The following is a 21484-nucleotide window of genomic DNA, read 5'->3' on the forward strand; positions in this document are numbered from 1 at the left end:
AGCGAGTGCTGCTTCGCGGGCCGGAACGCGACGCTCACGGTCAGCTGGGTGGGGTGGCTGGCGGTGGGTGCTGCTTTTCGGGGCGGCAGACAGCACTGACGTACAGCCGTCAGGGGCGTGCGACCTGTCGGCGTTGTTGGGAGGCGCGGGAGATGCCGGAGCGCTAGGGGGCCGCGCCCCAGGTGAGGGCGACCCATAGATCGGTGAGGGTGTTGTCGTCGAAGTCGAGGGTCCAGGTGCCGATCGCCGGGGGCAGCGGCGCGGGCAGGCGGCCGCTGCGCAGGCCGCCGACGCTCGGATCGGTGCGCAGGGTCGTGCCGGAGACGGTGATGTCGGTGTCGCCGGCTGAGGCGAACAGCTCCACCTCGTGCAGCACCCGGTCGGCGGTGAGCCGGGCCCAGTACGGGTAGTGCTCCTCGCGCAACGTGAGGGTCAGCGGTGCGGGCAGCGTCGCGGCCGTGAACCGGGCCCACTCGGTCGGGAACTCGTGCCGTACCGAAAGGAGCCTGGTCGAACCGAGTGCCGAGGCCGCGGCGATGCGCGCCTGCAGGGCCGCGACCGCGGCCGTGCGCAGCGCGAGGCCGCCCTCGCGGGCCGTGTAACGCAGGTGCAGCACCACGTCGGTGATCGTGTCGTGATCGAACTGGGGGACGTCCGCGGGCAGCTCGAGCCGCCACTGGCTGACCGCTCCGGAGCCCTCGAACGGCAGGTAGCGGTCGTCGCCGGCGCCGCCGTCGAAGAGACCGCTGTCCGAGCTGGCCGAGCTGGTGACGATCGACTGGACGCCGCCGTAGTAGTCGCTGAACCGGCTGTCGTCGGCGGACACCCGGTCGTAGCCGTCGGTCAGCGACGGGCTGGTCCGCACCGAGCTGGACAGCAGGGTCAGCGTGCAGTTCACCCCGGCGTAGGGGCCGGTCACGCACGGAATGGTCAGGGAGGCGCCGCGCAGCCGGCGGAAGAAGTGCCCGGGCGCGTCCAGGTCGAACGTGGCCTCGCCGACGTCGATCGTGCACTGGCCGGTGGTGCGCAGCTCGATCAGCGCTCGCGGGTCCAGCTGGCGCAGCGAGACGTGCTTGGTCAGCTCGTACTCGCGGCGGTTGAGGTCGTCGTAGGCCAGCTCCATCCGGGTCACGTCGAGGTAGAGCTGCTCGCCGGCCAGCAGTTCCTGCTTGCCGCCGCGGTAGTCGTAGCGCAGGAAGGTCCGGTTCGGGTCGCCGAGCTCGTGCTGCAGCGCGCGTTCGGCCTTGCGGGCGGTGTCGTACGCGAGCTGGAAGCACCGCCCGTAGAGGCCGCGGGTCTCGCGTTTGAGCCAGAGGTAGAACGCCTCGTTGCTGGTCTTGCCGGTGCGCGAGTCGGTGAGGAACCGCTCGATGTCGGCCGCGTCGCGGATCTGCTGCTGGTGGTTGGTGTAGTCGCGCTCGGCCATCGCCTCGCGGATCTGCGCGGCGCGCAACTGCTTGAGCGTCGCGTTCATCTCGCCGGCGGCGACGGTGCTCTGCAGGGTCCAGTCCTGTTCGCGCCGGTCGTACCCGGCGATGCGGGCGGACTGTCCGGCGTTGAACGACATGCCGCTGGCCTGGCTGCGGGCCTCCGAGGCGGTCGCCGACGCGATCGTGGCGAGGTTGCTGCCCCCGAAGGTCATGGTCATGCCGATGCCGAACGGTTCGATGTTGCCGCTGAACGACGGGATGACGCCGAGGATCGCGGCGGTCCCCTCGCGGGCGCCGGCCTTGTCGGTCCAGTCCTGCGCGTAGATGAGGAACTGGAGTTCCTGCGCCTCCTCCGGCGTCAGGCTGTGCCCGGCCGCGGCGTCGGGCGCGGTCCGCGCCGGCTCGATCGCGGCGTCCGCCGGCTCGGTCACCGGTTCGGTGGCGGAGAACCGGCCGCTGTTCAGGGCGTCGACGTCGAGCGGGCCCAGCTCCGGCGGGGCGAGCGCCGACGCCTCGGCGCCGAGCAGCCGCTGATAGTGGCGGAACCGCTGGTAGGAGTTCGCCAGCGAGGCTTCCAGCGCCTCCCGGGACTTGATCGTCTCCTGCCAGGCCTCGTACTTGACCACCTCGGCCAGTTCGAGCATGTGCCGTTCCTGCCGGGCCCGCAGCACCGTGAGGGTCTCGGCGTCCTTCTTCTCGATCGCCGAGAGCAGCTGCCCGCCGAGGGTGCGCACCTCCTGGCAGAGCCGGCCCGCCTTCGCCACCAGGGCACGGAACCGCACCAGTGGCAGCGGCTGGTTGAGACCGCTCACCACCGCGGCGACGTTCAGCCCGGCCGCCGCGGCCCGCGCCAGCATGCCCGGGTCGATCGGCGGCTCGAAGAGCGGCAGCTGCCGGAACACGCCCTCGATGGTCAGGCTGTTGCGGATCTTGAAGAGCCGGTCGGCGACGGTGTCCCAGTACCCCAGCAGGGTGCTGTTGCGCGGAACACAGAAGTAGAGCGCCGAGCCGATGCCGGTCAGCGTGGACAGCGGGGCCTCGTCCGGCACCGGGGCCGGTGCGGGCGCCAGGTCGAACGGCAGGTCGTCCTCGATCTCCCGGATGGCGTTGGAGAACGCGTCCAGGTCGGCGCGCAGGCTGCGGTACGTCTGCGTCACCTGCTGCCCCTTCGGCGGCACCTCCTCCGGCCGTGGCCCGAGCAGGTTCGCGGCCAGCACGTACAGCTGGGTGGCCTCGTTGATCGCCTCGCCGGTGTCCTGCCGGAACAGCGAGTCGCCCCAGGCGATCAGGTTGTCCAGGTAGGCCATCACGGTCTTGGTCATGTACGCGCTCGGCCGGTACCGGGCCACCACGTGCGGCGCGAACGGCTGGTCCGCCCAGGCCGCGATCGCGTTCACGGTGTCGGCGAGCAGCACCGGGTCGGCGCCGGTGGACAGGTTCGTGAGGATCTCGGTGATCGACTCGACGTCGGTGGTGCGGAACGGCTTGACCTTCCAGAACCGGTCCGGGGTCGGGCCGTCGCTGTCGTCGTACGGGTCGAAGACGTAGTGGAACCAGCGCTGCGCCTCCTCGTAGCGGCCGTTGCGGCTCAGATGCATCGCCACGGTGAGCGGCACGTGGAAGAACAGCTCCCAGTTGTAGACGGCGTAGGCGCCGGACGTGCTGAAGTCCAGGTCGGCCACCGGGTACGGCTCGGTGACCAGGGTGGTCGGCCGGTACTCGCGGTTGGTCATCAGCGGTCGGGTCAGGGCGTCCTCGGTGTCGGTCGCCTGCAGGCCGCCGATCGAGCCGGTCACCAGCCGGTGCACCAGCTCGCCGACGTACGGATGGAAATGCGTGTGGAAGGAATAGCTGAGCGCGCGCTCGCGGATCCGTTCGATGGTGGCCGGCGTCGCCAGGTCGATTCCGTGGTGGAAGGCGATCATGACCGGGCTCCCTTCCCAGGGACCGGCACGCCCTGGTAGCTGATGGTGGAGGCCGTCGCTGTGGCCCAGTCGGCGGGCGGGGTGACGGTGAAGCGGGCGGCCGGCGACAGCGTGCCGATGGCGCCGTCGGCGGCGGCCGCGACCTGGCCGTGCAGGTCGAGCCCGTCCCAGTACGTGTCGGTGTCGTAGGTCAGGTTCGCGGTGATTGCGGGGATCACCCACCCGTCGGCGGACGGCAGGCTGGTCTCGGTCAGCGTCGGCTCGACGTAGAAGGTGTGCTCGCCGTCGGCGTAGAAGAACGGCGCGGTCAGTCCCGCGACCTCGGCGCCGGCGCCGGTGACCGGGTTGTCGAGGGTGCACAGCGTCCAGTCCGAACCGATGTCGAGGATGTGCGCGGTGACGGTGTCCTTCGTGGTCACCCCGTTCACCGTGGTTACCCGGTCGACGTAGCGGATCCAGAACGGGTTGTCGATGGGCGGTGACGGCGTGCCCTCGATCTTCACGCTCCATGTCGTGTAGGGCGGCACCGGCGGCTTCTCGTGGGCACCGCGCAGCGGCGGGCTGTTCTTGTTCTCCAGCAGGAAGGACAGGTTGATCGAGTCGATGAACTGGCAGTTCAGGTGGATGAGCAGGGCGTCACCGGACGCGCTCACGTGGACCGACTGGTCGGCCGCCGACCAGTTCGGGCCGACCTCGGTGCTGACCGGGGTGGACAGGCCGCCGCTGGTCGGCTCGGTCCAGGTGTCCTGGTGGTACTCGGTCCAGTGCAGTTGCACGTCGACGATCCGGGTGGCGCGCAACTCGTCGGCGGACGATTCGGCCAGGTCCTCGATGCTGCCCGACGGCGTGCTGGCGTCGGAGTGTTCCACGAAGGTCACCCAGAACAGGTGCAGCCGGTCCCGCCACATCGCCGCGACCAGGTGGTCCCCGTCGATCTGCGTGGTCACCGGCACCCACGGCGTCCACATGCCGTGGCGGTAGGTGCGGTAGAAGTAGGCGTACGGGGCGGCGAAGGTGCGGCCGACGACGTGCACGGTGTCGTCGGACGGGTCCCGGTGGATCGAGCGGATGTCCAGGCGGGCCAGCGGTTCCAGCCCGCGCAGATAGGCGAAGAGCGCCTCCTCGACGAGTTCCTCGGTGACGTCGCCGGCCAGCAGGGTGCTCTCCAGGCCGTCGAACAGGTGGCTCTTGTCATCGCGGAACTCCGGTTCCAGCCAGTTCTCCGGCCACAGGAAGATCTTGCGGTTGGCCTCCCACAGCCGGTACCGCTTCATCCACTGCCACCGCTCGGCGTCGATCAGCGACGCGGGCACGTCCGGTTCCAGGTTGAGCAGGCAGCGCTGGACGAACAGCTGCACCGCGGAGATCGCCAGCCGCAGCCGGGAGGTGTGCACGACCGGTTCGGTGGCCGGGTCGATCAGGAAGAACTCGTAGAGCTGGTCCGGCAGGGTGAGGCCCTCGTGCTGCATGATCCAGGCGACCAGGGCGTCGCGGCGGCGCTGCCGGAGGGTGTCGAAGATCGGCTGGGCGACGCGGCGCCAGCCGTCCGCGTCGTAGCCGGCCCGCACCGCGTCGCGCAGCCGCCGGGCCACGGCGGCGTCCGGCTCCGGGACGGCCGAGTCGGCCAGCGCGGCCGGGGAGATCCCGATCCGGGTGGCCAGGGCGAGCACGGTCCACAGCCGGCCGAGACCGATCTCGCTGGTCAGCGCCGGCACGGCAGCGCCGGTCCCGGTCGCCACGGCGCCGATCCCGAGGCGGTCGAACGCCTCGGCGATCACGGTCTCCTCGCGGCGGGTGAGCACGGCGACCCGCGAGCGTACGTCGGCCAGCAGCGTTTCCGTGGCGGTCTCCGGGGCGAGGTCCGCGGCGTACGTCTGCCGGGCGTGGGCGAACAGGTCCGTCAGCTCGCCGGGCAGCGCGCCGATCGCGGTGCGCAGCGCGGCCAGGTCGAGCAGCCGCCGGACCTGCCCGAACAGCGCGGTGGCCAGGCGCGGGCGGTCCTCGGCCGCGGTCACCGGGAAGGCGGCCAGGTCGAGGCCGCCGAAGTCGTCCGGATGGGTCAGCAGGTGACGCAGCTCCGGCTCGGTGAGCCCGGCCGCGGCGCACAGCCGCAGCGCCTTGTCCAGCCGGACGTGCGCGCGCCGGACCCGCTCCACCGCCTCCGCGGGCCGGCAGATCAGCCGGTCCAGCGGGCCCTCCGGCAGGTTCTCACCGAGCACCCGCACCTCGACCGCGCCGCCGGAGGTCCCGGTGGCCGTGACGACCAGGTGGTAGGTGATGCCGGGCAGCAGCTCGACGGCGGTGCCCGGCTGCTGGCCGTCCTGCGTGGTGGTGCTCAGCAGCACCGCGTCGGGCAGGTGGTCGAAGCGCAGCTCGACCGTGGTGCCGGCACGCTCGCAGGCCACCGCGAACCGGTAGGTCCCGGCGGTGGGCACCTCCAGGTAGGCCTCGACGGACGCGGTCTGCGCCGCCGCGTCCGCGGCGACGGTGACACCGCGGTCGCCCGCCGCCCGGTACGCGGTGAGCGCCGGCCCGTCCAGGATCGCGGTCACCAGGGCTTCGCTGTCGGCGAACTCGGCGGTGAACACCCCGAGGACACCGGCGACGATCGCGTTGTCGATCAGCCGGTCGCGCAGGAACGGCAGGAACGCGCCGAGCAGCAGCTGCCGGGCCGCCGCGTCGTCGCGGACCGGCGCCGGGGCGAACAGCGTCGCGAAGTCGGCCGCGGCCAGGAACCCGACCGGCGCCAGCAGGACGGCGTCGAAGAAGCCCTGCGCCGTGGCCTGCACCGAGTCGAGCAGCTCCCGGTAGCGGGCCAGCTCGTCGGCGGTCCCGCCGAAGGCGCGCAGCAGCCGTTCCTTCTCCGCGCGCAGCAGCACGCCGGTGCGGAGCAGGTGCTGCTCGCCGCGCACCGGGTCGTAGCGGAGGCTGATCGACGGCTGGTCCGCGACCAGCGCCGGGTCCAGGGCGTCGCCCTCGGCGATCTGGGTGAGCACCGCGTCGTAGGTGATGGTCGCGGTCCACATGCCGAAGAACGTGTCGACGGTGTCGGCGGGCAGCACCAGGGCCATTTTCTGGCGCAGCTCGTCGTCGCCGAGCGCGCTCGGGTCGGCGGGATCAGCGTGCTCGGCGCCGATCCGGTCGATCTCCACGGCCAGCGCCCGGATCAGCTCCAGCGGCGGCGCGGCGACCGGGGCGAACGGGCCGGCCGGGTCGTAGCGGTGGCGCAGCAGGTAGTCCAGGTCGGCCACGGCGAGCCCGGCCGAGCGTACGGCGGTGACGGTCTCGGCGAACGTGACGGTGACCGCCGCGTGGTCGTCGGCGATCACGGTGACCGGACCCGGTGGCGGCGGGGTGAACGGGTCGACGCCGGCCAGTTGCCGCAACGCGATCAGGTCCGGGACGGTCAGCTTCAGCCGGCGGGCCAGCACCGCGTACCGGTGCAGCAGCGACACCGTCGCCAGGCTCAGCGGCGCGGCCTCCAGGCTGGTCCCGGCGTCGGCGAGGATCGCGGTGAGGTCGGTGGCGGCCAGCCCGAGCGCGCCCTGCACGGTGCCGGCGTGCGTGGCCAGGCTGACGTTGCCGGTGGCCGGGTCCTCGGGCACCTCCGGCCGCCAGCGGAACGGCCGCCAGGCGCTGCCGTCGAGGTGTTCCAGATAGCGGCCGAGCGGCTGGTCGAACACGGCCGGGTCGACCGGTGGGGTGCCCGGCACGAGGAACAGCGCGGCGTAGCGCTGCGGGGTCAGGTCGGTCCACAGTTCCAGCAGCTCGGTGCGGTCACCGGGCAGGGTCTCGGTGAGGGCGCCGAGACGGGCGGCGCCGAGCAGCGCGCTCGCCAGCGCCGGGCCGATCGTGGCGCCGGTGCGCGGATCGGGATCGGTGGGCAGGAAGGCGGTCAGCGCCCGGTCGGTCTCAGCGAGCGTCCAGCCGGTACGCCGCCACACCCGGACCAGGTGGTCGAGGAGCAGGAACGCGATCGGGTCGGCGGGGCGGCCGTCGGCGTACTGCAGCACGGTCGTCTCGAAGCCCACGCTGCCGGACGGGTCGGCGAGCACCAGCATGCGGGCCAGGTGTGCCGGGGCCAGGACGGCGTCGAGGGCGGCGGGGCCACCGGCCGGCTCCAGGGCGGCCTCGAACGCGGCCCGCTCGTCCTCGGTCATCGGCGCGTGCCCGGCGGCGCCCCGGTAGCGCAGCAGATCGGACAGGGCCAGGCCGAACTTCGGCAGGGCGGTGACGGCGGCGAGCTCCGGGTTCACGAACCGGCTGGTGACCAGGAGCAGCAGGTCCCGGTAGGAGACGCCGAGCCGGCGGGCGAGCGTCACGGCGTTCGGCAGCTCGGCCAGGGCCTTCGCCTCGTCGGCGGGGCGGTAGCCGTAGAGCTCGTGCCAGTGCGCCTGCTGGTCGGCGGCGGTGAGCAGGTCGTGCTCGGCGGGGGAGAGGCCGAGGCGTTCGATCGCGACGGCGGCCAGGCCGTAGCGGTGGCGGCCGCGTGGATAGAGCTCGTCGCTGCGGCGGAACGTCTCGAGCACCTGCCACAGCGGGGTGCCGAAGTGGTCCAGCAGCCTGCGGACGGTCTCCAGCCACAGGTCGAAGGGGAGGGTCATCGGGTGCACGGCGCGGCGCAGTTCGTCGTACGCCTGCGGGATGAGGAACTGTGGCTCGGCGACCAGATCGGCGGAGAGCGCGTCGCCGGTGTCGCGGACCGCGCCGGTGGTGAGCCGGCCGTGCGCGACGTAGTACTCGCAGATCTCGTTGACCAGGTCGATGTAGGGCAGCACCGTGTTGGTGTTCTCGCAGGTCAGCGGGAGCTCGGCGAGGTCGGGGCGGCGGGCGTCGAGCACCTCGAACGGGGCTTTCGCACCGCTCGGCAGGGTGCCGGCCGGCGGGTCGAGGAAGTGCAGCAGGTCGACCAGGTAGGCGGCCGGGCCGAGCACCGAGCGGCAGTGGTCGCAGGTGCAGAAGTCCTGGCTGCCGAAGAGCTGCTCCATCGTCGGGAACGTCTCGACCAGCCGGTCCTGACCGGCCCGGTGGGCGGCGGCCCCCGTACCGGAAAGGGCGAAGACCGGCGGTGCGGCGGCGAGCTGGCGGGCCGCGGTGACGGTGGTCAGGGCGGCGCCGGCGACCTGCTGCGCCTTGGCGTACGTCCGGGTGGCCTCGGCGGCGGAGGCGAACCGCTCGCCGTGGCGAGCGAGGAAGGTGCGCAGCGGCATCGCGGTGACGTCGTGAGCGGACCGCAGGTCCGCGTCGAGCAGCGCCGCCATCGCCTCGTCGGTGGGGCTGATCTGGTAGACGCGATGCAGCGTGCGGATCGTCGCGGTGACCGCGTCGCGCTGGCCGGCCGGGATGCCGTCGAGCAGGGCGGTGCCGTGCTCGTGCAGCATCGCGGAGACCGGCGTGCGGCCGAGTTGCAGGTCGAGCGCGGCCGCCCGGTCGAGGACGGTGGCGGTGTGGTGCCGGACCGTGTCGTCGACGTCGGCCAGCGTCAGCCGGCCGGTGGCGACGGCGGACGCGACCACATTGGTGGGGAAGCTGATCCGGACCTTGCGGGCCATGTCGGCGGCATAGGCGGCGAGCCCGGGGAACGCCGGCGGGACCAGGTCGCCGACGGCGACCTCGGCGCTGTCGGCGGCGGCCCGGACCGCTCTCTCCCAGGCCCGCGGCTGGTGCAGGTTGAGCGAGACCAGCGCCGGGCCGAGGTGGTTGCTCTTCAGCGTGCGCAGCAGCCGGCGGGTCAGCGGCGCGTTGTTGAGCGTGAGCCGGCCGAGCCGGCCGACCAGTTTGAGGGTGTCGACCGGCAGATCCGCCTCGGCGGCCGCGGTCCAGAGGTCGTCGGGGGCGCCGCCGGTGTGCGCGATCGTGGCCTCGATGTCGTCGAACGCGGCGGCCTGGTTGTCGGTCAGGTCGGCGGCGGCGAGCATGTCGCGCTGGCTGGAGAGGGCGCCGGGCGCGGTGGCGGCGAGCCGGTGGGCCCGGGCGAAGCCGGTGAAGGCGGCGACGGCCTGCCGCCGGGCCGGTTCGTCGAGGTCGACGATGCCGGCTGTCGCGGTCGCGGTCAGCGCGCGGTCGACGGCCTGCGGCGCGACACCGGCGAGCCCGGCCGGGTCGCCCGGCAGGCCGGCGCGGACCAGGGCGTACGCGGCGGCGGGGTCCAGACCGGTGTCGGCGGCCACGTGGTCGGCGGTCGCGGCCAGGGCGACCAGGCGCGCGTCCCAGCCGGTGTTCTCCTGCAGCAGGGTCAGGTCCGGCTGGTCGGCGGTCTGCCGGGCGGCGCCCAGCGGCTGCCCGGCCAGGTGCCGTTTCGTGTCGGTGAGCAGCCGGCCGTGCTCGGTCGGGGGCGGTTGCACGGCGGTCGGCGCGACCACGTTGATCACGTCGCCGGGCCGGACGCCGAACAGGGTGTCGGTGAGGGTGACCTCGGCGCCGCCCGCCTGCACCATCCGCAGTTCCAGGTTGAGCGGGCCCTGCGGCGGCAGTTCCAGGCGGTAGCTGCCGTCTCCGCCCGTGCTGGTCTCACCGATGCGGGTGGTCACCCCGCCGAAGCCCTTGCGGTACGCACGCAGGGTGCGGTCCGCCGCCGGTCCGCCGTACTCCAGGTGGACCTTCCCGGCGATGGCGGCCGGGGTCTGGTCAGGTCGGGTCGGGTCCATCGTGGTCTCCGTCACGGCTCGGTGTGCTGGATGTAGTCGGAGAACTCCTCGGCGGACATCGGCTGGGTGTTGCGGATCAGGTCCGTTGCCTGCTGGAAAAGCTCGAGTTTGTCGGTGGGGACGTATCTGACCCCGAGGAAGCTGCGCACGGATCCGGGGAAGTGGTGCTCCAGCAGATCCATCGCGACGGCGCTCTGCTCGTTCTGCAGCGCGATGTCGGGGTTGTCGCTCGGCAGGGACACGAAGGCGAGCGGTGCCACCACGGCCGTACCGAGGAGCCGCTCCGCGAGCACGCCGGCGCCCAGGGACGCACCGAACTCCGCGCTGCGCACGGCCCCTTCCCGCAGGCTGCCGACATCGTGGAGGTAGTAGACGTAGCCGCCCAGCGCCACGGCGATGAAGAGCATCGTCCCGACGGTGGCGGTACCCCGTCTACCGCCCGGTCCGCGCCGTTGAGCGGCCAGGGCGGCTCGCCGGGCCTGCTCGGCCGCCTCGACCGCTTCGTCGGTCGGCAACGGGTTCGGGTGCCCGGACAGCGTCGAGTGCCCGAGAGCGGCCGCATCGGGGCCGGCGAGAACGGTTCCGGTTCGGTCGACGTACGTCTTGGGCCGGCGGCCCCAGTCCTCCCGGGCGATGCGCCGGTCCTTGGGGCTGATCGGCTTGCGGCTGGTCCGGCTGCGCTCCTGGAGTTCCTGGAACTCCGGCGATTGATCGAACCGCGGATCGTCCTTGAGCAGGCTCAGCCGGGGGCCCGCGTCGGTGGTCATGTTCACCCGCTCGGCGGCCCGCGCCTCGATCTTGACGAAGTACTCCTGGTCCGGATCCTGGAACACCCAGCGAACGGTTCCTCCCACGTCGTCGGCCACCGTCGTCAGCTGCGGCCATCCCCGGGCGAGCAACTCGGCCGCCACCTCGTCGGCCGTCATCCCGGTCAGGGTGGCGCGGTCGAACGGGAACTCCGCCCGGCCCCCGACGTCCAGATAGCCGACCGGGTTGTTGGCGCAGTAGGCGTAACCGGACCGGGCCGGCGCCCGGTGCAGCTCGGGGTCGGCGGAGATCCAGCGGCCCAGCCACGGGGCGTAGTAGCGGGCCGAGTGATAGGCGAGCCCGGTGGACTCGTCGCGTTCCATGCCGGTGAAGCGGTACCGCTTGGTGGCGGCCCGCACCGAGCGGTCGGTGGCCTGGTAGGCCGTCGAACCGTACGGGTGGTACTCCTCGTACGAGATGACCGTCCCGGCGGCGTCGAGTTCCAGGCACGCCGACCCGAGATGGTTGCCCAGCTGGAACCGGACCAGCAGTTCGGCGGTGCCGTCGTCGCCGACGGTTCGCCGCTCGGTCAGGGCGATCCGGTGCGTCCCGTCCAGCACCGACAGGGACACCCGCTCCAGGGTCACGGTGGTGCCGGCGCCGTCGTACTCGCGGTAGACCTCGAAGCCGCCGAGGTAGATCCGCTCGCACTTGCGGGTCGGCTGCTGCTCCGGGGCCGCCGAGCGCAGGGTCACCCAGCGGACCCGCTGCCCGCCGCCGTCGTAGCCGTACCAGGTGGTCTCCGGGAGCCCGGCGGTCACCACCTGCTGGGCGGTCGCCCGCAGCCGGTCGGCGTGGTCCCACACCAGCAGCGGCAGGTGCGGCATCGCGGTCATGGAGCCGTGGTCGTCGTACGAATGGGGTTCCAGCCGGTTCCCGGCGGCGTAGGCGTATTCGCGGGTCCAGCCGGGGTGCGCCGGGTCGGACCCGAGGTGCCGCATGGTCAGGAGGTTGCCGGCCGCGTCGTACTCGTAGGTCTCGGTGTAGCGGCCCATCGCGAGCCCGTCGCCCGGCTGGTCGTGGCCGGCCGCGCCGGTGTCGTACGGTCCCGGCGCGCCCAGTTGCCCGAGGTGTTCCCGCCCGGAGGCCGCGACCAGCTGATAGATCGCGTCGTAGGTGTAGTCCGCGCTCGCCTCGACCACCGTGTTGCGGAAGAACACCGTCGGCTGCGCCGCGTCGGCGATCCGCACCACGTTGCCGACCGCGTCATAGCGGTACGCCAGGTCCTGTACCGGCTGGCCCGCCCGCACCGTGCGCATCGCGGTCAGCCGCAGCGTCAGCCGGTCGTAGTCGTAGTCGGTCACCGCGCCGTTGCCGTAGGAGATCCGCTCCCGCCGGCCCTTCGCGCTGTAGCGGATCCCCGTGACGTAGGGTTCCCAGCCGCCGTCGCCGAGCGCCACGTCCACCGTGGTGAGCAGGCCGCGCTCGTCGTAGCCCGGGCGCACCCGGGAACCGTCCGGCGCCGTGGTCAGCACCGGCCTTTCGAGGGCGTCGTAGGCCGTCACCGTGGTGAACGACTCGTCGCCGAGCGCCACCGGCCCGGACCAGTCGGGCTCCGCCGCCGGATCGGCGAGCAGCCGCCGGGCCACGGTGACCGGGTTGCCGGCGAAGTCGTAGGCCTCCGTGGTGACCGTGCCCGCGCCGTCGCTGACCAGGTGCGCCCGGCCGAGCAGATAGCCCGCGGCCGCCAGCGTGCGGTCCAGCGACTCGCCGTACTCCGTCGTGGCGACCAGCGTCTCGCCGAGATAGGTCCCGGTCGGGCGCAGCAGGGCGTCGTAGGTGAACCGGTGCCGCAGCCCGCGGCTGTTCCAGGCGTACCGCGGCTGCCCGGTGACGTCGCTGAGCGTCCACCGCTCGCCGGCGTCGAGGCTCGCCGTGTGCAGCACCCGACCGGCCAGGTCGTAGTCGTAGCCCGCGGCCGGCCGGCCCAGCGCGTCGACGACCTCCCGCGGGTTGCCCTCCACGTCCAGCACCGTCAGGGTCGGCTGCAGCACGTCGTTGTGCGCCACCGTGAGGATCACCCGGCCGACCGGGTCCAGGTAGGCCTGTTCCGGGGTGCCGGCGTGCGCGGCCGCCGCCGGATCGGTGGCGTGGCCGGCGAGCCAGGTGGGCAGCACGTCGCCGGCCGGCAGGCGGGCCAGGTGGCCGCCGACGTCGGGGTCGGTGCGCGGGTCGGCGATCAGCACGGTGTCGCAGCCGTCCCAGGACTCCCGCCGCCAGGCGCTGTGCACCGCCTTCGCCCAGCTGTGGTCCGGGTTCACCGTCGCCGCCACCCGGCCCAGCGGGTCGTAGCAGATGATCGGGCTGACCCCGGCCCGCACGTCCGCCTCGAAGCGGTGGGTGGCGGTGAAGAACGGCTCGTACTGCCGCACCGGCAGGCCCTTGTTGTTCACGATCGTCCAGCCGGACGCCACCCAGCCGCCGGCCACCGGCGCTTTGGTCTGCAGCACCCGGCCGAACCCGTCCGAGTACGTCAGCGCCTGCCCGATCCGGGTGTCGCCGGCGTCGTACGACTCGCGGACGAGCGTCGCGGCCACCGGCGGGTCAGCGCCGCTCCGGGCGTAGGCGAACAGGTCGTGGACGATGCGGCTGCCGGCCGCACCGAGCAGCTCCGCCGCGGCGCCCACCGGATCGGCCAGGTACGCCGCCACCGTGGCGTCGTCCAGGTCGGGGTCGACGCCGTCCAGCGCCGAGCCGCGCGGATCGCCGGGCCGGCCCCGCCGGGCGGTCGCGGCGACCATGCCGAGCGCGTCGAACAGCGCCTCGGAGACCGCGCCGTTCGGGTCGGTGAGCCGGGCCGGCGCGAGCACCCGGTAGTCGTTGACCACGGTCACCGTGTTCCCGAGCGGGTCGGTGACCGCCACCGGCAGCAGCTCGTACCGGTCGCGTTCGAGCGTGCTGGCGTTGCCGTACGGGTCGGTGAAACCCTCCGGCAGCAGGAAAGTTGACGAGCCGAACACCGCCTGCCCGGACGGCGCCCACCATCCGTCGTCATCGGGCAGATATCCGCACTCGCCGCCCAGCACCGCCGCCGGGTCACTCAGTGGCAGCGTGCCCACCAGCTCGTCGGTGAGAACCAGCTGCTCGCTGCGATACGGCAGGCCGAGCGACTGCTGCACGCCCACCGGCAGCGGCCCGGACAGGTCGTCGGCGCGGTAGCGCACCCGCGACCGGCGGACGGTGCGCCGGCCGGCGCCGTCGGCGAGCGCCCGGAGCTCCGTCACGGTCAGCGGCGCGGTCTCCACCCCGGTGAGTTCCTCGGCGTGCGACTCGGCGATCACCGGAGCCCGGTACGCCGGCCCGTCGTCGACCGCGTTGGTGAACCGGTTGGTGGTGACCACGGCCGTCGGTGTGCCCTGCGCCGCGCGGACCGCGTCCGCCGCCCAGGCCGGTAGCCGCGCATCCAGATCGGCCCCCGGCTCGCGCCGCGGATGGACCACCGAGATGCCGCGCATCACGTTGCCGAACCCGTCCACGTCGAGAACCACCTCGTGGCCGACGCGCGGATCGGGGACCAGCGCCCGCTCGTGGGACTCCGTCACGGTCTCCAGCGGGCGGCGCAGGCAGACCGCATGCCGCTGCCCGGCGGCCGGTTGCAGGAGCTCCACCGCGTACGACGTGGTCGTCACCGTGTAGGGCAGGTCCTGCCCGGCCGACCCGTCGAGGCCGTACACCTCCTGCCGCAGCGGCGCGCCGCGCAACGCCCGGTAGGCCTCGCGCAGTTCGCCGGTCTCCGGCTCGTGTGGCAGCCGGGAGCCGTCGGTCAGCAGCACGGTCTCCGGCATCGCCTGCCCGCCGGTGAACGCGCCGGTGTGCGCCCAGGTGCGGGTCAGCACCGGCGGCACGTCCGATCCGGACAGCTCCTCGGCGTCCCACTGCTCGGTCATCCCGAACCCGCGGAACTCCCGGTCGATCCCGTCGAAGAACCCGTCGTGGTAGGCGAACCGGCGCACCAACCGGTTCCCGCTGATCCGGTCCAGGGTCTCCACCCGTTCCACCAGCTGCACCGGGAACGGCAGCCGGGTCTGCCACGGCCGGCCGGCCGCCGCGTCGGCCAGGCAGAACCGGGTGGACGGCGCGTACCCGATGGCGGTCTCGGCGCCCAGATTGTTGACCACCCGCTCCAGCAGGTGCGGTTTCACCCCGCCGGTCAGATCGGCGTAGCGCAGCGACCGTCCCGCGTCGTCCGGGTGCGACGACGACCAGACCAGGCAGGTGGTGCCGGTTCCCAGCAGGTCGACCGTCTCAGCGCTCTCGGTCGCCTGCGGCGACGGCAGTCCCGGCAGATCTCCGTACGGGACCAGGCCGTTCCCGCCGTCGTTGAGGTGGATCCGCACCCCGTCCCGTGCCAGGTAGAGGATGTCGGTGACGCCGGACCCGTCGACGTCGGCCAGCCGTAGCCGCGCCGGGTCGAACAGTTCCGCGCTGTCGAACCACGGCGCGCCGTCCATGGCGACCCGCGCGCCGAACCGCCCGTACCCCAGATTCGGGTAGTAGCTGACCTCGCCGTTGCCGATCCGGACCAGATCGGCCAGCCCGTCACCGGACATGTCGGCCAGGTGCACCGAGGACGACCGGCCGGACAGCACCAGCCGCGGCCCCGCGTCGTCGTCCGCCGCGGTCGGCAGCGTGACGCCGGCCCCGAACCCGTCGGATCGGGCGGACGGATACCAGGTGAGGCTGTCGCCCTCCAGGACGAGGATGTCGGCGACCCCGTCACCGTCCACGTCGACCAGCGTGACGTGCGGGGCGTCCAGGTCGACCGGCGGCGGGAAGGGGAACGGCTGCCACGGCTCCCACCCGGCGCCGGCGGTCCGGGTCAGCCGCCCCTCGCCGGTGACGACCTCCAGCCGGCCGTCGCCGTCCAGGTCGAGCAGCCGGGGCCGGGCCGGCGTGGACACCGCGGGAGACGGCATCCCCGGGACCTCGCGCGTCGCGCCCAGTCGCCCGCCGCCCAGGTTCGGCGTGTAGTACCAGGCGTCCGGGCCGGTGGCGAGCACGCCGGCGATCCCGTCGCCGTCCAGGTCCACCCACCGGTGCCCGGCGGCGGCCGAACCCGCGGGCAGATTCGCGACACTGTCCGGGTCGATCTCGTGCACCTCGGCGCGCAGCTCACCGGAGCTGTAACTGAACTCCAGCGGCGGCATCGCCGCGTCGCGATAGCCGCCGCTCCCGTCACGCCGGTAACCGCGCTGGGTGACCGAGGTGAGGAACTCGCCGGCCGCGCCCCGGTCGGCGTAGCCGAACTCGGTCGCCCGGACCAGGCAGCCGGCGCCGACCGCCAGCTCCTCGGGCATGTGGTGAAAGACCTGAACCCGCCGGCACAGCCGGTAGGTGCGGATCTCGAACCCGGCACGGTACGACGAGAACGGATGCGCCCGTGCCGCGGGGGGATCGCCGTAGTCGAGCACCACCTCGAAGAGCCAGCCGTCCGGATCGGGGTCCGGCGCGATCCGGGTGGAGACCCGGTTGCCGTAACGGATTCGCTTCAGATAGCGGTTGGCGGTGCGCTGCAGGGAACTGCGGTGCCGTTCGCAGGCCCGGGTGACATCGACGCCGTCGTCGCTCTCGGCCAGGTATTCGTAGACGATCGCGTTGCCCAGGTTGTCGTCACTGCGGCACAGCAGCCAGGAGAAGACCCGCCCCGGGTCCGCCGGGTCGGCGATCCGCTCGGCCGGGTGCTCACCGTAACGGTGGGTGACGTTGTCCCGGCTGGTCGAGCGCCAGTGCACGTCCCCGTCGGCCAGCCTGGTCCAGCGTTCGATCCGGGCGAACAGACCCTCGGTGCGCGGCCGGAACCGGTCGATGCGGAACCCGGGCGCGTGCGGCGGCTCGATCGCGGTGACGGGCCGCCAGCCACCGGCGCCGTCCGGCTCCAGCACCGCAACCAGGTCCTCGGCCCCGGAGAGCAGGAAGACGTCCGTGTCGTCGTAGCGGGGCAGCCCCCGGTCGGTGCGCCGGGAGACGGCCGGCACCGACAGCGCCCAGCCGACCCCGAACGAGCCGTTGCCGAACCCCGAGTCGTACGCCAGCGTCAGCGCCGGCCCGAACCCCGCCCGGCCCGGGCTGGTGGCGATCGGCACGGTCAGGCCGGCGGTGCCGGTGAACGGATCGGTGCCGAAGGTCTCGCCGATGCCGCGGATCGCGCCGCCCGCCGGCGGAAGGCTGACGGCCGGGGCGGCCGGCCGGGGGACCGGCGGGGTGAAGCCGCCGCCGATGCTCCCTGCCGGCGCGCTGGGCGCCTCCCGCCGTGCCGCCATCCCAGACCTCCGAGGTATGGGATCGATGCTCGACCTGTGCGCCCGCCCTGCTCAAGGCCGCCAGCCATCGGCTTTCCGACAACGGTCAGTTCAGGCGCAGTGCGGCGGTCATCCGTGAGCGGAACTCGGCGAGGGTGAGGACCGCCGCGTTGCGGTCCTCGACCGGGAAGAGCGCGATGTCGGCGTCGTCCTCGGCCAGCTGCGGCAGCCACTCGTTGAGGAACGCGTCGATCGGGATCCGGATGGCGTGCTCGCCGGAGACCTCACCCTCGTTCTCCAGCCGGGCCACCGTGGCGTGCGGCCAGATCGGCAGCACGGTCCGGCGTTCCCCGTTCTCGCTGAACAGGATCTCGTCCTCGTCGCCCCACACCCAGAGCGCGCCCCGGTCGGCGAGGATCTCGAACGTCTTGGCCGCGCGGGCCGCCTCGTCCAGCCCGCGAAGTCGCTCCGCCTGGCCACGCGAGATGTCATCCCGTGCCACTTGACCTCCGATTTTTCCTGCCCGATGCGTCTGCGGCGATCGTATCGGTCACCTCGCGCCGGGCCTGCGGCGACCGCTGCCGCCAGGCCAGCTGCACGACGAGAGCCCCGGCGACGGCCGCGGTGAACGACCACGGGATGCCGGCCGGGACGAGCAGGATCGCGAGCAGGAAGCAGAAGGCCGCGAAGCCGGCCAGGCCGCGGGTGACACCGGCCAGTGTGCGCACCGCGGCCGCCGGGCCCTGCTGGGCCAGCACGAAGGCGACGACCACGCTCGTCGCGATCGGGAACGGCGCCAGGATGCCGGTCACCACCGGGCCGACCGCGGTGGAGATCCCGGTGATCGTCAGCACCAGCGCGGCGGTGGCCGCCGCCCGGCCGGGCAGGTCCCACCAGGGCGCCACCGCCGGCGCGCCGGCCGTGACGCCCTGATCCAGCGCGGCCACCAGGCGATGCGCGATGCCCACCGCCACCAGCACCGCCAGGAGACCTCCGGCGGCGCCGACCGTGACCTGAGCCAGCAGGACGTCGGCCACCACGGTCGCCGCCCACGCGGCGGTCAGCGATCCGAGCCAGTTCCAGCGGCGGCCGGCGTAGGCGAAGGCGACCACGAACACCGCCAGCGACACCAGCCCGAGCAGCGACGCGGAGGCCGCCCGCGCGCCGAACCGGGTCCCGTGCTCGAGGGCGGTGATCAGCAGGATCGGGCCGGCGACGATCGGGAAGGCCACCAGCACGCCGGCCAGCCGCTCTCCCCAGCGCCGGCCCGCCAGCGACGAGCCGACGACCAGCAACGGCGCCAGCACGAGTTTCAACAGCAATGTCACCGGCATACCCTAGTGGGATTCCGAAAGTTTCGGCGATACTCCCGGTATTCATTCCGATGTTTCCCGCGCTGGCGCACGTAGCGAAGCGTCTTTCTTGGTGAAACTCCAAGCTGAGCTGGTTTTATATGGCCGCGCGCCCACTGAAGATCAACTTCGGTATTTACGCAATGTTTCCGGAAGTTGTTGACAAGGCTACGGCGGTCGGGCCACGATCTCGCAATGACCGGCCTCGATGGCCGGCGTCCCCCGCAACGAGGACCGATGTGGTCGTCGTGCCCCGTGGGGCTGTTTCCCCGTCAGCCCTTCATGAGGAGGAAGCACTCACATGACCGCAGATCTCGCTCACCCCCAACGCCGCAGACGCGGCCGTGTCCGCCTGCTCGCCGCCGCCTTCTCCGCCCTGGCGATGGCGATCACCGGAGTGACCCTGGCCGGCACCGCGCACGCCGAGGCCGACCGCACCGTCAGCTCGAACACCACCGGCACCCACAACGGCTACTACTTCTCGTTCTGGAAGGACAGCGGCAACGCGAGCATGACGCTGCGTGCCGACGGCCGGTACACCAGCAGCTGGGACCGCAGCACCAACAACTGGGTCGGCGGCAAGGGCTGGGCCACCGGCACCCGGCGGACGGTGACCTACTCGGGCACCTACAACCCGGGCAACAACAACACCTACCTCGCCCTGTACGGATGGACCCGCAACCCGCTCATCGAGTACTACATCGTCGAGAACTTCGGCAGCTACAACCCGAGTAGCGGCGCCACCCGGATGGGGACGGTGACCACCGACGGCGGCACCTACGACATCCTGCGCAGCCAGCGGGTCAACCAGCCGTCGATCGACGGCACCGCCACGTTCTACCAGTTCTGGAGCGTGCGGCAGCAGAAGCGCAGCAGCGGCACCATCACCATCGCCAACCACTTCGACGCGTGGGCCCGCGCCGGGCTGAACCTCGGCACCAACCACAGCTACCAGATCATGGCGACCGAGGGTTACCAGAGTCAGGGCAGCTCCGACATCACCGTCCGCGAAGGCAGCGGCCCCACCACGCCGACCACCGGCCCGACCCAGAACCCCGGCGGCAGCAACTGCACCGCGGTGCTCTCGGCCGGCCAGCAGTTCGGTGACCGGTTCAACCTCAACGTCGCGGTGCAGAACACCAGCAACTGGACCGTGACCCTCACCCTGAACGGGGGTCAGAGCATTCAGAACAGCTGGAACGCCGCCGTCAGCGGCACGACCGGAACCGTCACCGCCAGACCGAACGGCAGCGGCAACAACTTCGGCGTGACGATCATGGCGAACGGCAACTGGACCTGGCCGACGGTCACCTGTCGTACCAGCTGATCCCGATCCGAACTCACCTGTGGCGCGGCGGCTCGTCCGCCGCGCCACCATCACTGCGGGTGGTACCCATATGACGATCGTCAAGGCCGCCGTCCCCACCGCCGACGACGGCCGCGCCGGCCACCGGATGATCCGCAACCCGGTGCTGCCGGGCTTTCACCCGGACCCGTCGATCCTGCGCGTCGGCGCCGACTACTACATCGCGACCTCGACCTTCGAGTGGTACCCAGGGGTGCGCGTGCACCACTCGACCGACCTGGTCGACTGGCGGCCGCTCGGCGGCGTGCTGACCGAGCGGCGGCTGCTCGACCTCACCGGCGCCGCCGACTCGTGCGGTGTCTGGGCGCCCAACCTGACCTGGGCCAACGGGCTGTTCCACCTGCTGTACACCGATGTGGCCACGTTCGCGGGCGGCTACTGGGATCCACAGAACTACCTGGTCACCGCGCCGAGCATGGCCGGACCCTGGTCGGACCCGGTGGTGCTGCACGGCCGCGGCTTCGACGCGTCGCTGTTCCACGACGAGGACGGCACGACCTGGATGCTGTCGATGCGCGCCGACTGGCGGCCCGGCCGCGACCGCTTCGCCGGGATCTCCCTCCAGCGCTACGACGCGCGGGAGCGCCGTCTCGTCGGCCCGGACCACATCATCTTCGCCGGCACCGGGGCCGGTCTCACCGAGGCTCCCAACGTCTACCGCAAGGACGGCTGGTATTACCTGGTCACGGCGGAGGGCGGCACCAGCTGGGCGCACCAGGTCACGGTCGCCCGGTCCCGGCGCCTGCTCGGGCCGTACGAGGTGGATCCGGCCGGACCGATGCTGACCTCGTCCGGCCGTCCCGACCTGGCGCTGCAGAAGGCCGGCCACGGCAGTCTGGTGCAGACCCCGGCCGGCGAGTGGTACCTGGCGCACCTGGCCGCCCGGCCGTACCCGCCGTTCGACCGGTGCGTGCTCGGCCGCGAGACCGCCCTGCAGAAGGTCGAGTGGCCGGACGGCGGGTTCCCCCGCATCCACGACGGGGTGCCCGCCGACGAGGTCCCCGCGCCCGCCGGCGTCACCGTGCCGCCCCAGCAGGTCTCCTCCGAGCAGTTCGAGGACGACCACTTCGACGCCCCGGAGCTGGGCGTGAACTGGTCGACCCTGCGCCGGCCGGCCACACCGGACTGGCTGGATCTGGCGGCCCGCCCGTCGTACCTGCGGATCCGGGGCGGCCAGTCGCCGATGGCGCGGCACCGGCCGAGCCTGGTGGCTCGCCGGGTCACCGCCCGGCGGTGCACCTTCGAGGCGACCATGGAGTTCGAGCCACGCAACTACCGCCAGCTGGCCGGTGTCACCGCCTACTACAACTCCCGCAACTGGTACTACCTGCACGTCACCGCCGACGACGACGGCGCGGCGGTGCTCGACGTGCTGTGCTGCGACAGCGGGCGTGTCACCGCGGCGCCGGGCCTGCGCACCCCGCTCGGTGACCACCGGCGGGTGGGCCTGCGGGTCCGCCTGGACGGTGCGGCGCTGAGCTTCGCGTTCACGACCGGGTCCGGTTGGCACGATCTCGGCGGCACCTTTGACGCCACCACCCTGTCCGACGAGTACGCCGCGACGATCGTGCCCGGCGAACCCGAGGCCTGGGGCTTCACCGGCGCCTTCGTCGGTCTCTGGGTGCAGGATCTGGGTGCCGAGGGCGGTTACGCCGATGTCGACCGGGCCACCTACCGAGCGGAATGACGCCCTTTCCCGCATCCTGGGAGCGCTCCCA

7 protein-coding genes are annotated in these 21484 nt (G+C 72.6%); 2 read left to right on the forward strand and 5 right to left on the reverse strand.

Annotated features, from left to right (window positions below; translation table 11 throughout):
- Positions 1 to 163 precede the first annotated feature (163 nt).
- From AB0F81_RS03530 to AB0F81_RS03550, 5 genes are all read right to left on the reverse strand, one after another.
- Positions 164 to 3355: a hypothetical protein gene (locus AB0F81_RS03530; protein ID WP_360190285.1), complete on the reverse strand. Its 3192-nt coding sequence runs from the start codon at positions 3353 to 3355 to the stop codon at positions 164 to 166.
- Positions 3352 to 10002, reverse strand: a complete 6651-nt coding sequence (locus AB0F81_RS03535; RefSeq protein WP_360190288.1) for a neuraminidase-like domain-containing protein — start codon at positions 10000 to 10002, stop codon at positions 3352 to 3354. Before AB0F81_RS03535 ends, AB0F81_RS03530 begins: the two co-directional genes overlap by 4 nt.
- Before the next feature lie 11 nt (positions 10003 to 10013).
- Complete coding sequence (locus tag AB0F81_RS03540) at positions 10014 to 17069, reverse strand: SpvB/TcaC N-terminal domain-containing protein (protein WP_360190292.1); 7056 nt, start codon at positions 17067 to 17069, stop codon at positions 10014 to 10016.
- Between the two features lie 85 nt (positions 17070 to 17154).
- Positions 17155 to 17550: a DUF2750 domain-containing protein gene (locus AB0F81_RS03545; RefSeq protein ID WP_360190295.1), complete on the reverse strand. Its 396-nt coding sequence runs from the start codon at positions 17548 to 17550 to the stop codon at positions 17155 to 17157.
- Complete coding sequence (locus AB0F81_RS03550) at positions 17537 to 18376, reverse strand: hypothetical protein (protein ID WP_360190300.1); 840 nt, start codon at positions 18374 to 18376, stop codon at positions 17537 to 17539. The genes AB0F81_RS03545 and AB0F81_RS03550 overlap by 14 nt, the downstream gene beginning before the upstream one ends.
- A 325-nt stretch (positions 18377 to 18701) precedes the next feature.
- On the opposite strand from AB0F81_RS03550, the gene AB0F81_RS03555 reads away from it, so the two are divergent.
- Positions 18702 to 19727, forward strand: a complete 1026-nt coding sequence (locus AB0F81_RS03555) for a glycoside hydrolase family 11 protein (protein WP_360190303.1) — start codon at positions 18702 to 18704, stop codon at positions 19725 to 19727.
- Between the two features lie 70 nt (positions 19728 to 19797).
- Entirely contained in the window at positions 19798 to 21453 is a 1656-nt protein-coding gene (locus AB0F81_RS03560) for a glycoside hydrolase family 43 protein (protein WP_360190306.1), read from the forward strand.
- Positions 21454 to 21484 lie beyond the last annotated feature (31 nt).

Origin of the sequence: Actinoplanes sp. NPDC024001, from assembly GCF_040638955.1 — a bacterium.
Taxonomy (GTDB): domain Bacteria; phylum Actinomycetota; class Actinomycetes; order Mycobacteriales; family Micromonosporaceae; genus Actinoplanes.

Excerpts from the sequence above, each read along its gene's own strand:
- AB0F81_RS03535 (WP_360190288.1), bottom strand. The coding sequence starts at position 10,002 with ATGGACCCGACCCGACCTGACCAGACCCCGGCCGCCATCGCCGGGAAG.
- AB0F81_RS03555 (WP_360190303.1), top strand. The coding sequence starts at position 18,702 with ATGACCGCAGATCTCGCTCACCCCCAACGCCGCAGACGCGGCCGTGTC.
- AB0F81_RS03560 (WP_360190306.1), top strand. The coding sequence starts at position 19,798 with ATGACGATCGTCAAGGCCGCCGTCCCCACCGCCGACGACGGCCGCGCC.
- AB0F81_RS03540 (WP_360190292.1), bottom strand. The coding sequence starts at position 17,069 with ATGGCGGCACGGCGGGAGGCGCCCAGCGCGCCGGCAGGGAGCATCGGC.
- AB0F81_RS03530 (WP_360190285.1), bottom strand. The coding sequence starts at position 3,355 with ATGATCGCCTTCCACCACGGAATCGACCTGGCGACGCCGGCCACCATC.